Annotated in this window: 8 protein-coding genes; all 8 read right to left on the reverse strand. The window is 62.3% G+C overall.

Features of this window, described 5'->3' with window-relative positions; all coding sequences use genetic code 11:
• Positions 1-442 precede the first annotated feature (442 nt).
• The 8 genes from J7J50_RS21860 to purL all read right to left on the reverse strand — a co-directional run bounded on the left by J7J50_RS21860 (position 443) and on the right by purL (position 15,630).
• On the reverse strand, positions 443-1,660 hold the full coding sequence (locus tag J7J50_RS21860; protein WP_057944153.1) for a type II secretion system F family protein: 1,218 nt from the start codon (positions 1,658-1,660) through the stop codon (positions 443-445).
• A gap of 39 nt (positions 1,661-1,699) precedes the next feature.
• Positions 1,700-2,485 carry a DUF4333 domain-containing protein gene (locus J7J50_RS21865; protein ID WP_215059465.1) on the reverse strand — a complete coding sequence of 262 codons (786 nt, stop codon included), beginning with the start codon at positions 2,483-2,485 and terminating at the stop codon, positions 1,700-1,702.
• Between the two features lie 87 nt (positions 2,486-2,572).
• Positions 2,573-4,267, reverse strand: coding sequence for a type II secretion system ATPase GspE (gspE, locus tag J7J50_RS21870; protein WP_215059517.1), 1,695 nt, complete (start codon positions 4,265-4,267; stop codon positions 2,573-2,575).
• Positions 4,268-4,606: 339 nt separating this feature from the next.
• A complete protein-coding gene (locus tag J7J50_RS21875) occupies positions 4,607-4,933 on the reverse strand; it encodes a hypothetical protein (RefSeq protein WP_215059467.1) in 327 nt (108 codons plus the stop codon).
• Positions 4,920-5,252 carry a hypothetical protein gene (locus J7J50_RS21880; protein ID WP_215059469.1) on the reverse strand — a complete coding sequence of 111 codons (333 nt, stop codon included), beginning with the start codon at positions 5,250-5,252 and terminating at the stop codon, positions 4,920-4,922. The genes J7J50_RS21875 and J7J50_RS21880 overlap by 14 nt, the downstream gene beginning before the upstream one ends.
• Complete coding sequence (locus J7J50_RS21885; protein ID WP_215059471.1) at positions 5,234-8,713, reverse strand: RHS repeat-associated core domain-containing protein; 3,480 nt, start codon at positions 8,711-8,713, stop codon at positions 5,234-5,236. Before J7J50_RS21885 ends, J7J50_RS21880 begins: the two co-directional genes overlap by 19 nt.
• Entirely contained in the window at positions 8,710-10,977 is a 2,268-nt protein-coding gene (locus tag J7J50_RS21890) for an RHS repeat domain-containing protein (RefSeq protein ID WP_215059474.1), read from the reverse strand. The genes J7J50_RS21885 and J7J50_RS21890 overlap by 4 nt, the downstream gene beginning before the upstream one ends.
• A 702-nt stretch (positions 10,978-11,679) precedes the next feature.
• Positions 11,680-15,630, reverse strand: a complete 3,951-nt coding sequence (purL, locus tag J7J50_RS21895; RefSeq protein WP_215059477.1) for a phosphoribosylformylglycinamidine synthase — start codon at positions 15,628-15,630, stop codon at positions 11,680-11,682.
• Between the last annotated feature and the right edge of the window lie 107 nt (positions 15,631-15,737).

The following is a 15,737-nucleotide window of genomic DNA, read 5'->3' on the forward strand; positions in this document are numbered from 1 at the left end:
GGCGCGGCTTCGGCGCGGCACGGCGCGGCCGGCCAAGCTGAAGTGTCAACGTCCGGCGGGCGAAAACGGGGTTGCAAGGATTCTGTTCCGCACCGATTGCCAAAGTTCGCTGAAACCCGCGCTGCGCGCGAGTCGGTACAGCGGGCGTTCAAGGCCGCTGGATGAACAGGCAGGCGGGCGGAGCGGCATGGGACGGCGCTCGCTGGATCGGGGCGATGCGGGCGCGAGTGGTTCGTGTCGGTTTCGATGTGCGGGCGCGGGCTACGCGGCTCGGCTTCGATGTGCAGACGCGGGCGGCCCGCCTCGGCTTCGATGTGCGGGCGCGGGCGGCTCGTCTCGGCTTCGATGTGCGGGCGCGGGCTACGCGTCTCGGCTTCGGGAGATGGGCGCCGGGGTTCGGGGTTCTTCGCGGCGAGCGGGGGGGTTTTCTGTTCGCTCATGATCAGCCGATTGAGTTGGTGAGGTCGTACAGCGGCAATAGCACCGCCATCACCACCGTGCCGACGATGCCGGCCAGAACCACGGTCACCACCGGCACCAGCGCGGCGAGCATGCGATCCAGCGCCATCGCGGTGTCCTGCTCGAAGGTCTCGGCGGTCTTCATCAGCATCGCGTCGAGCGCGCCGGATTCCTCGCCGACCTGGATCATCTGCATGGCCAGGCGCGGGAAGCGCTTGCCCTTGGACAACGCGGTGGACAGCGCCACGCCGTTCTTGACCTCTTCCGCGGCGGCATCGACGTCGGCGGCCAGCACGCGGTTGTTGAGCACGTTGCGGCCGATGCCGATCGCGGTCATCAGCGGCACGCCGTTGCGCACCAGAGTGCCCAGGGTGCGCGCCAGCCGCGCGGTTTCGATCTTGCCGATCAACGGGCCGACGAACTTGCGCTTGAGCAGCCACGCGTCGAGCGCCTCGCGGAACGCCGGATCGCGGCGCTTGCGGTCGAACCACAGCACCGCCACCGCCGGCACCGCGATCAGCAAGATCCACCAGTTGCGCACGAACATGCCCGCCCACAGCACGACCTGGGTGAACATCGGCAGCTCGGCGTCCAGGCTTTCGTACATCGCGCCGAACTGCGGCACCACGTAGCCGAGCAGGAACATCAGGCTGGCGCCGACCATGCACAGCAGGATCGCCGGATAGATCAGCGCGTTGATCACCTTGCCCTGCAGCAGGCGGCTGCGTTCCAGGTAATCGTCCAGGCGCGACAGGGTTTCGTGCAGATTGCCGCCGGCCTCGCCGGCGCGGACCATGTTGATGTACAGGCGCGAGAACGTGCCGTGCTGGCGCTCCAGCGCCACCGACAGCGAGGTGCCGCCGCGCACCGCGTCGCGGATGTCGGCGACCGTGCTCTTGGCCGCCTCGTCCTCGGGCAGGTCGAGCAGGATGGTCAGGGCGCGGTCCAGCGGCTGGCCGGCGCCGAGCAGGGTCGACAGCTGCTGGGTGAACTGCACCAGCCGCGCGCCGGTGAACGGCTTGGGCTTGAACAGGCCCTTCCACGACGACGCCCCGCCCGCTTCCGAGGCCAGCTTGGCCTCGACCGGCAGATGGCCTTGTTCCTGCAGGCGCTGCACGACCTCGGCGTTGCTCGCGGCCTCCATCTGGCCGTCCAGCAGCTCGCCGCGCGCGTTCAGGGCTTTGTAGTGGAAAAGGGGCATTCGCTGGGATCGGCTGGGCGGTGGGTCGGTTGGAGGGCGTCAGTGGCGGGCGCTGTCGGGGTCGAGCTGGAATTCGAAGTTCTGCATCCGGGTTTCAGGATCGCGTTGCGCGGTCTTCACGGTCAAGCCGACGCGGCGCGCGCCGTCCACGACTGCGACACAGCGCACCAAGTCGCCGGCCTGCTCGCCGAGCGGGCCGTCGCACCGCACCGACCGCGCGCTCAGCTTCGCCCGTTCGTTCAAGGCCGACTTCAAGCCGGCCTGCAAGCGCTCGCGGGTGATGCGGGTGGTGATCTGATAACGCATTTGCGAGACGTCCTCCCCCACCTGGACGACGGTCAGCGCGACCGATTCGGTCTCGCCCGACAGGGAGGTCGCCACGCAGTCCAGGCGGCGGCCGACCGGGCCGGTCAGCGAACCCGGGCAGGCGACCTTGGCCGCGGCCGAGCCGCTCTTGGCCAGGGTCCGCGCGATGCTGTCTTCCAATTCGCGCACCGAAACGAACTGCCGGACTTCGCGCAGTTCGTACTGCAGCCGCTGGCCTTGGCGGTGTTCGCTGACGAACCGGTAGTGATAGCGATCGCCGGCGGCCGAGGTCACCGCGCATTGCACCGTATCGCCCGGCGTGGAGGTGAGTTTGCGCGGGCACGACACCGACTGGGGCGACGGCAGTTTCTGTTCGGCGATGTGCGTGCGAATGCGTTGTTCGAGCTGGGCGGGCTTGAACTGCGGCGGAAACCAGCGGTCCATCGCCGCCTCGCACCCGGTCAACGACACCAGCGCGGCGACCGGCCCCGCCCATTTCATCCATCTGCGTCCGTGCATGGCCTGATTCATGTCGAATGCTTCATCGCGCGCTCGCGGTCCGGGCGCGGCGGCGCGCACGCGCCTCGCGTCGCGGGCCGCCGGGATTTACGCATCCTCGGTCACCCGCAGCACTTCTTCGATCGTGGTCAGCCCGGCCATCGCCTTGACGATGCCGTCCTCGTACATGGTGCGCATGCTCGCGGTCTCGCGCGCGATCTGCTCGATCTCGCCCATGCCGGCATGACGCATCACCGCGCGGCGCAGCTCGTCGTTCATGACCAGGAATTCCATGATCGTGGTGCGGCCGTGATAGCCGCTGGGCGCCAGCGCCGACGGACGCGGCCGGTACAGGCAGATTTCGCCCTCGGGCTGGTAGCGGCGCAGGTTGAACTTCTCGATCTCTTCCGGCGACGCGGGGTATTTCTCCGCATGCGTCGGCTCCAGCCTGCGCACCAGGCGCTGGGCGAGGATGCCGTTGATGGTCGAGGTCAGCAGGTAATCTTCCACGCCCATGTCGAGCAGGCGGGTGATGCCGCCGGCGGCGTTGTTGGTGTGCAGCGTGCTCAGCACCAGGTGGCCGGTCAGCGCCGACTGGATCGCGATCTTGCACGTCTCCAGATCGCGCATTTCGCCGATCATGATGATGTCCGGGTCCTGGCGCACGATCGAGCGCAGGGCGTGGGCGAAGTCCAGGCCGATCTGCGGCTTGGCCTGGATCTGGTTGATGCCCTCGATCTGGTATTCGACCGGATCTTCGACGGTGATGATCTTGACGTCGCTGGTGTTGAGCTTGCTCAGCGCCGTGTACAGCGTGGTGGTCTTGCCCGAACCGGTCGGGCCGGTCACCAGCATGATCCCGTGCGGCTGATCCAGCACCTTCTGGAACTGCGGCAGGAATTCATCCGTGAAGCCGAGCTTGTAGAAGTCGAACACCACCGTTTCGCGATCGAGCAATCGCATGACCACCGACTCGCCGTGCGCGGTCGGCACCGTGCTCACGCGCAGGTCGAGCTCCTTGCCCTGCACGCGCAACATGATGCGGCCGTCCTGCGGCAGGCGGCGCTCGGCGATGTTGAGCTTGGCCATGATCTTGATGCGGCTGATCACCGCCGCGGTCAGATTGGCCGGCGGACTTTCGCCCTCGGTCAACACGCCGTCGATGCGGTAGCGCACCTTCAAACGGTTTTCGAACGGCTCGATGTGGATGTCGGACGCGCGCAGTTCGACCGCGCGCTGGATCACCAGATTCACCAGACGGATGACCGGCGCTTCCGAGGCGAGGTCGCGCAGATGCTCGACATCGTCCATGTCGCCGGCGCCTTCGCCCTCGGCGGTCTCCACGATCGCGCCCATGGCGCTGCGGCCCTGGCCGTGCCAGCGCTCGATCAGATCGCCGATCTCCGAGCGCAACGCCACGTAGGGCTTGATCTCGCGCTGGGTCGCCAGACGCAGCGCGTCCATCTGATAGGCGTCCTGCGGATCGGCCATCAGCACCTCGACGTGGCTGTCGCCCTCGCCGACCGGGCAGATCGCGAACTGCTTCATGAACTTCAGAGTCAGCGCCACGCCCTCCGGCGGCATCTCCGGCGCGTCCTTGATGCTGACCAGCGGCAGGTCCAGCGCGGCGGCGACGGTCTCGGCGTGATCGCGCTCGGAGACCAACCCCAGCCGCGAAAGCAGGGCCAACAAACTGCCGCCGGTTTCCTCCTGCAAACGCCGCGCGCGCGCCAGGTCGGGCTCTTTGAGCCGGCCTTTGGCGAGCAGCGCATCGACGATGCGCGTGTCTACCGCCAACTGGATGTCGCCGCTGCTTGCCGCGGCGGTGTTGACGGACGGATCGATGGTGGTGGCTACTGCGTTCACGTCACCCTCCTGCGCGTGAACCCTGGACTTTAGCAGTTTCGTTCGCGGTCTCTACCAGACCACGGCGGATCGATTCGGTTCCCCAACAACAGACCCGGCTACCAAATTTCGACCATCGCGGGATATCCAAATTAAGGGAGATTGCGCGGAATGCATGCAACGTCACACTTCTGCTCGCGAATAACCATCCACGCGGCACCTCGACTCACCGCATCTGGTGGTGTTCATAAATGCGAATTAGTAGACACTCAGAACTTATAGCCAAAAGAACATCTTCTAGTCATCTTGCTCTTCGGAAACGCGCCCAAAAGCCGTTATATATGCACCAGTTTGAACCATTTCGAGAGCGACAGCTTCAATCGTCTCCAATTTCAAATCCCTCACTATCACCATGTCTTTTGCCCAAAAAAAAGTTCCAGATAGACACTCCCCAGTCGCCTTGTGCCCCTCAATAATTGAAGCAATATTTTCAAGCGTAAAGAACGTCACAGTCCGACCTTCGCCACACGGAAGACGAACAACAGCATCAACGTTATCGTTTTGAATATTTTCAACCTGATGAATAAGACTAACAACAATTCGATCGCGGTCATTTTTTTTCATAAATATCTCTCAAGCGTTGAATTACCTTGGGCTGATTTTCCTTAGAACTTTTCCCAACAATTTCCACCCCATCCTCAACATGACGAAAATACACTCTAGCCCCATCAAGGGCTCTAGCCTCAAAGACACCATTGAACAAATGCTTTGTCCCGGTACCGGGATTCATATTCCCTTTAGCCAGTTGAGCCGTAAGACCATCTATTGATGCCTGCACTGATTTCCCAGCCCGCTCGGCTTCACGCACCAGCAAACGATCAACCTTAATTGCAGAAACAACACGACCGCTTTTCCCAAAAGGAACTACGCCAATAGCAGCCATCGCCCAGCCGCCACGACCACAACCGTCCCGATAGCACTCGGCAGCCGGCATAAACGGATTGATGAATTTGCAACACCGTCCACGACATCAGCAAAGGTCGCATCTGATGACGGAGGCCGAGCGCCTGACAACTTGTATTCATTCTCAAGATCACGCGATTGGCGACCATCCGGATCTATGAATCGATAAGGATTATTTTTAGCATAAGCGTAGCGATTAAAATTCGTTATCGGACTCTCATATGCCTGAACCGGGTCTACACTGAGGAAAATTGCAACCGCCGAATCGTAATATCGCTGCTGCATATACGTTAAACCCGTCGCCGCATCCATCACATGTCCGGAATACCCAACCCCGTCATAAGCCGGCTTACCGATTGCCGAGCCATAAGGCTCCCATTCGGTCCGCGGCTCGATCACTACTCCAGCCGAATTAGTCACTGCAACAGGGCTGCCGAGAGCGTCGACATGCTGGTACTTAATCTCCCCCCTGTTGGTGGCCCGGTTCCATTCATACGTAGCCAATAGCCTGCCACCAAGATAAATGTGCGGAATATTGAATTCACGATAATTATCGTTGTCCGATTCCCCATCGTGACGCTCTTCACGCAATAGTAACTGTCCAGCCTGATTGTAGAAAGATTTTACGAATGTCGTATCCGAGCGCCCAGCTTGGCTGACCCGGCGACCATAGGCATCGTAGCGATAAATCTCTTTACCAACCGCTGTGCGCAGCCGATTGCCGAAGTCAAAGTCGTAAGCTTGTCCGTTCTTGTTACTGAGATTGCCCTGCGCGCCGTAGCCCAACCCGCTTACGCTGGCACCCGCGCCATTTCGAATATTCGTCAGGCGATTGTTCGTGTCATAGAAATAGCGATGGTCTTTCACACCACCCAGCGACCACGTTTTGAGGTTATCTAGTGCATCGTAGGTGAAGCGATGCCAGCAATCACCGCCAAAACTGCATGAACCGACCGAAGTCAGACGGTTGAGGCCGTCGTACGTCATCCAGCGACTATAGCTATCTCCGCGCAACCTATCGAGAATCTGCCCGACATTACCGGTGTCGTGGTAGCTGGTTTCGAAGTCGATCACGCCCGTATCCGTGCTCCGAGCAGGCAACTGACGCAGGTTCTGCTGCATGGTATGGACGATGCCGTTGCCATAGGTGAACTGCTTGATCGCGCCGTTCGGGTAATAGCTGATACCCCAGGCATGGCCTCCCAGGATGCTGGAAACGCTAACCGGCTGACCCAACGCATTGTTGGCGTAGTCGATCTGCAAACCGTCCGGCGTGGTGTAACGGTTGCGGTTGCCGTAGGCGTCGTAGCCATTGGCGCTCGTCCACGAGTACCAGCCCGGCTGACTGACCGTCTCGCTGCTCAACAGGCGACGTTTGTTGTAGACGTAGGTATTGACGACATTGCCCTGCCCCGGGCCGTCGTTGCTGGTGGTGACCTCGCGCGGCAGCCCATCTGGGGTATAGAGCCAAGTCTGATTGCCACGCCCGTCCGGAAAGGCCAGCGTCTGCAGCCGGTTGCGACTGTCGTAACCGCGATCCACGCGGCGGCCGGACGCATACGCCTCGGCCGAGTTGCAATTACTCAAGCTAGGCAGCGTCAGACCCGCGGCCGACCAAGCCGGGTTGCCCGCATCGTCGTAAGCGGTAACCGTCGCACCAGTCTCCGGTTCGATGCTCTTGCACAGGCGCTGATGTGCGTCGTAAACGAAATACCGATATAGCGACACGCTTTGGTCGCGGCTGCGGCGACGCAGCGAGGTCGGCTTGCCGAACACGTCGCGGGCGATTTCGGTCAGCGTATCTTCGGGGCTGTCGATGATGACCGGCGTTTCGTAACTGGGCTCGCCGAATGCCTGAAATGCCGCCTGGGTCACGTTGCCTCGCGGATCACGAACCAGGGTCTGAAGGCCGAAGTGGTATTCGGTCGTGGTGGTCAGCACGCCGAGTTCGGAATCCTGCTGCGAACTGATAACACGCCCCAGCGCGTCGTAGCGGGTGCGCACACCCAGCATCGCGGTCGGAGGCGGGGCCTGAACCTGGATACCCAGATTCGGTGACGCTGGGCCGAACCAAGTCACGCCCTCCTGCAGCATTTGCCATTGGAAGTCGTAGGCACCTGGCGATGTGGGCGCGCGCACCGTGAAATTGAAAGTCGCGATCTGTCCTGTGGCGACATCTCCCGGCACATCGATACGCGCGATGTTCCAGCGCCCGTTGTCGCCAGGATTCTGCGATCCCAATCGGAACTGGTCTGCGATACGCCAGGTTCGCGTGCCCGTGTTCCGCATCTGGACACTGACGGAATATTCTCCGCCCGGCTGCATGACCGTGGGTGCGGACTGGTTAACGAACTCCGAAGCGTGAGTGGGCGGTATCTGAACTTGAATCACCTGATTCGCCGACGATGCGCCGAACCATCGCACGCCCTCCTGCAACATATTCCATTGAAAATTATGCGCGCCCACGCTTGTCGGCGCAGTCACATTGAAGTTGAAAACAGCGACCTGCCCCGGCCCCACATCGGCGCTAAGCCCTACGCGGCTCAACCCCCAGATTGCGTTGTCCTGAGGATTGAACGAACCTAATGCGAATGACTTGCTGCTGCGCCACACCGCGGTGCCGGTGTTCTTCATCTGCACGCTGACGGGATAACTCACACCAGGGGCCATGTTCGCAGGCACCGATTGCGCCACGAATTCCGACTCACCGGTACCGACCACGACGGTGATCGGCGCGGATTGGCCGTGCTTATTCTTGTTGTCGTACGCGTGCGCGATAACCGTATAGGCACCTGCGGCCACGTTGTTCCACTGCGCGGAGAACGGAGCTGTCATGGACGCCGCCACCCACGCGCCGTTGGCGAAGTACTCCACCTTGCTGATCGAACCGTCGCTGTCGGTTGGATTGGACGTCAGCGCGATGCTGGCCGGCACCAGATATTCGGCTCCGCCGGGCAAGCTCAAGGTCACCACCGGCGCTTGGTTGACCGGCTGGATCACGACCTGCTTGTTGACCGTGTTGGTTCGCCCGCCGAAATCCTTGGCGGTCACACTGAAATTGTAAGTGCCTGCGGCCAGACCGGTGATCGTCTTGCTGATGAGGTAGTCGTTCACCTTTTCGATCTGGACTGCGTTTTGATAGAGAGCCATCCACTCGATGCCAGCTTCCGGCGTGGACTCGCCTGTGACCTCGATCGTCGCCGGCGCTTCCAGGTCCGATATCGGCTGGACCGCGATGCTGATCGGAGGCGTACCCGAAGGCGGCGCCGCGTACGCCGGCATTACCAAACCGCCTAGCAAGCAAAGCAAGCCGATAGACAATTGGCGCACGGCATAGACCACGCTACCGCATCCGAACCAGCGCCTACCTTCATCATCCGTGATCCTCATCGCCCCCACCCCTATCGCCGTCGCTTGAAATTTCGCTTCATGTTGATTCACGGAGCTATCCCCGTGCAGTCAAAGTTGCGCGCGCCATCGACGAAAGGGTTACGCGGATACGACGAGAAGGTTACCCGCCCTTCGTGGTCGTAGCATTTCATCGTCCAACGCGTCGTGGCCGCGGGATTGGAGACGTCCTCCTCCTGCTCCACTACGGGACGCCATAGTGCATCGAAAAAAATCGTCTTTTTGCTGTTGCCTGTCGTCGTCACCTGCCGCCAATGGCCACCCGACAATCCGGATTCGTTAACACTGACCTGTTCGAACTGTGAGCGGGTATCGTTCCAAACCGTATCGTCTCCCGCGGGATAAGTAACATGATTCAATCGCCCCATCTGGTCATAACCGTAACCAATAGTGTTTCCACTCTCGTCAACGACAGAAGTGACCCAGCCGTTGTCATCTACAACGGAAATTTTCTGAGTCCCGTCATGGAAACGCACCGTCTGTGGCACTCCACGCTTCCAGTCGTTGAAAGCTGTGATCAGATTGCGGCCATCGGTAACGGAGGCAACGCTCCCATCAGGGTGATAGGCCATCGTCTTCTGTAGTTTTCCGAACTGGTAGAAGGAGACTGGCATCGCATTATCTGGCGCGTATTCGATACGAGAGGGCGTAGCCCCCGTATCCTGATTCGTCTCGCTGGCGATTTGCCCCAATATCCATTTGGAAGAGCTGTCAAAGTAAGCAAGGACATCGGTTTTTCGATATCCCAACGTGCTCCACAACGAGACATTCACGGGCCGAAGAGACGAGTCGAACTCGTTAATGTCCCGATGAAATCTGACGTTATCCTGGAACGTCTCGACATTCTTGAGCCGACGGCGCCGTTGTTCCCAGAAATGATTCCCCGCACCGTTGAGCGGTAATCCCACGCCATCGAACACCTGCCAGCTCTGTATCTCGGTCTTGAACACCGTTCCAGCACCTCCCCACTCAGTTTTAAGCAAGATGCCGTCGTTTTCGTATGCCTTGTTGCCGTATTCGTATCGAACAAAGGTTCCGGCCGGCCCCTGAATCTCGACTGTTCGAGTAGTAGGCGAAGTAGCGGTACATTCCTGCCCTCGATTTTGATTTATATAGCAACCATTCGCCGGGCCGTACACAAACGACCAGTCAAGTGCAGTGATTCCGGGACCTTGAATCGATTTCAGCTTGAGCGCAATGCTGTCGTAGTCCTTCGGATCCTGATTGCACCATGAAGATCCAGCCACCTCCACCCATTTCACATACGACAAACCTCGTCGCAAGTTACTAAACGAAAATTGCCCCACTGCGCCAGATGGATGTCGTAATGTCAGCGTGGCATAACCGGTATATCGCTCGGGAGCTTGAGTGCCGCTGCAACCAGCACCCACTCGGCGGATCTCACCGGAAAGTGACGAACTCCATGTCGAACCATCCGGATAAGTCAATTTGACTTCATTCGCCGGATACTCGTACAACCAGTTTCTGCGCCCATCCGTCGCGGAAACAAGCCTCGTCGCAGTCGCATCGTATGTCAGCGCCAAGCTCCGTCCATCGCTGGAGGTCACTGTAGCCAGATTGGCGTTCTGATAACCATAATTAACCCAATTACCAAAGCGGTCCTCGATCCGGGTGACATACAGCCGTTGCTCCCGACGCCCCAACAGCGTCTCACCCAGCAGACCGATCTTTCGGATATGATCAGTGATTTCACCCGGGACGAGCCAATCAAAATAATACTTATTCCCCCGCGGATCTCGGGCCAGAAACCCCTCGCCAGGAGCGCCGTTTTTAAGCTGCGATATGCACGAAAAGCGCCAATCCTCGTTGGTGGCCCAACGATACGTTTGCCCATCCGCCGGAACATCGGCAGCGCCGCTAAGCAATAGTTGCGCATTGCCCCCAGGCAGATTCAGACGAATCCCGTGGAAATACTCTTCAGCCATGAAAGTGTCTTCCTTACCGGAGCTTTGCCTGACCTCCGGGGGAGGCGTGACCATGGAGCAACGCTTTTCGTAGCTACCGTTCACCCAACTGTTCCAACCGTTCAAATTTCTGCTGGCCGAGCCCCATGGAAAGATGCCCGACAAATAGGGCACCTCGAAATTGCTCCACTGCAGATACCCGCCTAACCCGTCGTCGGAGCCTTCGAATTTCCGGACCAAAGCAACGGAAAGATCATTATTGCCAGGCAGACTAATGTCGGTAACCCAAAAATCCGTGCTGCCGCTATAAGGATCAGTTTGATCTCCGAATAGATTCGGCCCCAATGCGCCGATGCTTTCGGAGGTCTTCATCTGAGTATCGAAATCTTCGTACCGCGTCCGGTCCGCAGCGAAAGCGGGGACGAGCACGACCGAGTAAAAAAGTAGGGCAACCGCAAGGCACCGCTGTAAACGCATTATTCTTGGCATGTTTTTCACTTGTTTAAAATTGCGACTTAGCCCACGGTCTTCCCTGCGCTCTCGCGCCGTTTTAGTTCGGACATCCACACGCGCTTTTATTCGATAGCCATGCCACTGGTGTATGGGAAGTCCCGCCCCCCCGAAAGGACGGTTACCGGGCATCAGCCGGGGCCGAGAAGCAGCGGCCGACAGCCACCGCCAGCGAATGATTAACCGGCAACGACACACCGGTGACGGCAAAACTTGTGGCCCTGTATAGACCTGGGCCCTCGGTCTTGATCGTCTGCGCCTATTTAATGAACTCGTCGCACTCCTCCCACGGCGCCTTTACCGCAACGGCGGCGCACGACGTCACGCCCCCCATACGGCCTTCTCCCCAAGAGTCCTTGGCCAAATCTGAAGCCAGCATCGGGCCGACTCAATCAACGGACCTTTTATCACAACGCAGACTCGCCACGTATTAACAGGAAGTCTGGCGGCAGCCCGGATCGCAAGCTGAGACCAGCCCAGTCAGTCCCCGCAAATAAAAACGGGCCCCCGAGAGGGCCCGCCGCATCACCGCTGGATCATCCAGAAACTAGCGCATCAACTACTTCACCCCACCCAAACCCGAGCATTGCGGAACATCCGCAACCACGGCGAGTCCTCGGCCCAGTCCTTCGGCGCCCAGCTGAAATTGGCGCTGCGCAGGGTGCGCTCGGGGTGCGGCATGAGGATGGTGGCGCGGCCGTCGCGGCTGGTCAGGCCGGCGATGCCGTCGGGCGAGCCGTTGGGGTTGAGCGGGTAGCGGTCGGCGACGCGGCCGTCGCCGTCGATGTAGCGCAACGAAATATCGGCGGCGGCCTGATCGATGCCGCTGGCGAAGTCGGCGCGGCCTTCACCGTGCGCTACCGCGACCGGGATGCGCGAACCGGCCATGCCGCGGAAGAACAGCGATGGCGATTCGACCACTTCCAGCAGGCCCAGGCGCGCTTCGAACTGTTCGCTGCGATTGCGCAGGAACACCGGCCAATGCTCGGCGCCGGGGACGATCGGCTTGAGCTGGGCCAGCATCTGGCAGCCATTGCACACGCCCAGCGAGAAACTGTCTTCGCGCGCGAAGAACGCGGCGAAGGCATCGCGCAGCGCGCTGCGTTCGAGGATGCTGGTAGCCCAGCCGCGGCCCGCGCCGAGCACGTCGCCGTAGCTGAAACCGCCGCAGGCGGCGAAGCCCTTGAAGTCGTCCAGCTTGAAGCGGCCGTTGATCAGGTCGCTCATGTGCACGTCGAAGGCTTCGAAGCCGGCGCGGTCGAAGGCGGCGGCCATTTCGATCTGGCCGTTGACGCCCTGCTCGCGCAGGATCGCGACCTTGGGCCGCGCGCCGGTGTTGACGAACGGCGCGGCGACATCGTCCTGGGGATCGAAGGCGAGCTTGGGCTTCAGGCCCGGCGCGTTGAAGTCGCGCGCGATCGCGCGCTCTTCGTCGGCGCAATCGGGGTGGTCGCGCAGCTTCTGCAGGGCGTGGCTGGTGGACCACCAGGCGTCGAACAATTCGTCCCAGCGCCATTCGACCAGAATCTTGCCGTCTTCCTTCACGCGCACTGACGCGGCGGTCGTCGGCTTGGCGATGCGCTGCGCGCAATCGATCAGGTTGTGGCGCGAGATCAGGTCGGCGAATTCGGCGCGGTCGTCGTTGTGGATCTGCACGATCGCGCCGAGTTCTTCGTTGAACAAGGTGCGGAACGGATCTTCGCCCCAGCCGTCGAGGCTGATGTCCACGCCCAGGCGCGAGCAGAACGCCATTTCCGACAGGCTGGCGAAAGCGCCGCCGTCGCTGCGGTCGTGATAGGCCAGCAGCAGGCCGGCTTCGCGCGCGTCGCGGATCAGTTCGAAGAAATCGCGCAGGCGCTGCGGGCTGTCGAGATCGGGCACGCCGGCGTCGAAACGGCTGGTGTCGCCGGGCGCGCCGGCGAAGGCCGGCAGCGAGTCGCCGGCCTGTTTTTCGACCGCATCGGGATGCACCTGCGCCAGCACCGAACCGCCCAGGCGCTGCTTGCCGGCGCCCAGGCCGATCAGCCACAGCTCGGTATCGGGATCGCGCGACAGCAGCGGCGTGAGTTGCTGGCGCACATCGACCACCGGCGCGAACGCGCTGACGATCAACGACACCGGCGACACCGACTTGGAGGCGCTGTCGCCCGAGCCCCACTGCGCCTGCATCGACAGCGAATCCTTGCCGACCGGGATGCTCAGCTCCAGTTCCGGGCACAGTTCCAGGCCGACCGCCTTCACCGCGTCGAACAGCAGCGCGTCTTCGCCCGGATGCGAGGCCGCGGCCATCCAGTTCGCCGACAGCTTGATGCGGTTGAGCGATTCCACCGGCGCCGCGCACAGGTTGGTGATCGCTTCGCCGACCGCCATGCGCGCGGCGGCGGCGGCGTCGAGCAGCGCGAGCGGAGTGCGTTCGCCGATCGCCATCGCTTCGCCGACGAAGCCGTCGAAACCCGACAGGGTGATCGCGCAATCGGCCAGCGGCAGCTGCCACGGGCCGATCATCTGATCGCGCGCGACCAGGCCGCCGACGGTGCGGTCGCCGATGGTGACGAGGAAATTCTTCGCCGCGACGGTCGGATGCGCGAGCACGCGTAAACCGGTGTCGTGCAGGTCCAGCCCGTCCCATTGCAGCGCCGGCCACGGTGCCGGCGGCGGGTGGCGGGCGTCGCGATGCATCTTCGGCGGCTTGCCGAACAGCACGTCCATCGGGAAATCGATCGGCCAATCCGCATGGGCGATGGCTTGCTCGCCGTAGACGCTTTCGATCGTGGCGCCGTAGCCGACCACGAGGCGTTCTTCCGCCGTCGCATAGCCGACCACCGCGAACGGGCAGCGCTCGCGTTCGCAGATCGCGGCGAAGTCGTTGATGCGATCGGCCGGCAGGCCGAGCACGTAGCGTTCCTGCGATTCGTTGCACCACAACTGCATCGGCGACAGCGAGGGATCGTCGCTGGGCACTTGCGCCAGATCGATCACGCCGCCGAGGCTGGAGTCGTGCAGCAGTTCGGGAATGGCGTTGGACAAACCGCCGGCGCCGACGTCGTGGGCGCTGTCGATCGGGTTGTCGGCGCGCAGCGCGACGCAGCGGTCGATCACTTCCTGGCAGCGGCGTTCCATCTCCGGGTTGTCGCGCTGCACGCTGGCGAAATCCAGCGATTCGGCGCTGTCGCCGGAGGCGACCGAACTGGCCGCGCCGCCGCCCAGGCCGATCAGCATCGCCGGGCCGCCGAGCACGATCACCGCGTGACCGGGCTTCAGGCCGAGCTTGTCTACCTGGATGCGGTCGATCGCGCCCAGGCCGCCGGCCAGCATGATCGGCTTGTCGTAGGCGCGGGTCAGCGCGCCTTCGGACAGTTCGAAACTGCGGAAATAACCGACCAGGTTCGGACGGCCGAATTCGTTGTTGAACGCGGCCGCGCCGATCGGGCCGTCGAGCATGATTTCCAGGGCCGGCGCCATGCGCGGATTGAGCGCGCGCGGGCGTTCCCACGGCTGCGGCAAAGTCGGAATGCGCAGGTGCGAAACGCTGAAACCGCACAGGCCGGCCTTCGGGCGGCCGCCGCGGCCGGTCGCGCCTTCGTCGCGGATTTCGCCGCCGTTGCCGGTGCTCGCGCCGGGAAACGGAGCGATCGCGGTTGGGTGGTTGTGGGTCTCGACCTTGATGCAGAACGCCGACGGTGTCTGCGCTTCGGCGGTGTAGGCCTGGCTACCCGGTTGCGGGCGGAAGCGCCGGGTCGGATAGCCTTCCACCACCGCGGCGTTGTCGCTGTACGCCGACAGGGTGTTTTCCGGCGTCTGCGCGTGGGTGTGCTTGATCATCTTGAACAACGACTGCGGCTGGTCTCGGCCGTCGAGGGTCCAGGATGCGTTGAAGATCTTGTGCCGGCAGTGCTCGGAATTGGCCTGCGCGAACATCATCAGTTCGACGTCCGACGGCGCCCGGCCGAGCGCGCCGTAGCGTTCGCGCAGGTAGGCGATTTCGTCCTCGGCCAGGGCCAGGCCGAGGCGGCCGTTGGCGGCTTCCAGTTGCTCCAGGGCGATGCGCTCGAGTTCGCCGCGCGCCGGCACCGCGAACAGCGCGGCCGCGTCGTCGCGCGTTTGCAGCAGCGACTGGGTCATCGGGTCGTGCAGAACCTTGGCCAGCGCGCCCTGGGTGGCGGCATCGGCCGGCCAACCGCTGAGGTCGTAGCGGGTGCCGCGTTCCACGCGCTTGACCGGCTGGCCGGCGCCGCGCAGCAGTTCGGTGGCCTTGCTGGCCCAGGGGGACAGGGTGCCCAGGCGCGGGGTCACGTAGCGCGAGGTGGCGTCGCTTGCGCGCGCCGCTTCGCTGGCTTCGGCCTGCAGGATGCGGCGCAGCGTGGCGTCGTCGGGCGTGGCGCCGGGCTCGGGCTCGACCCAGTACACGGGCCAGGCATCGATCAGGCGGACATCGGAATGGAGGGCGGACAGGCGGGCTTGGAGCCGCTCGCGGCGGAACGAAGACAGGGCCGAGTGGCCCTCGAGGACGATCATGTCCGGGAAACCGTGCAACGCAGGGCCGGGTATTGTATCGAAAACGCGGGCGGGCTTCGGGCCGCGCCGGGGCGAAGAGGGCCGCGAGGACCGATCGCGACAAGCCC

The organism is Lysobacter sp. ISL-50 (assembly GCF_018612875.1).
Taxonomy (GTDB): Bacteria; Pseudomonadota; Gammaproteobacteria; order Xanthomonadales; family Xanthomonadaceae; genus Lysobacter.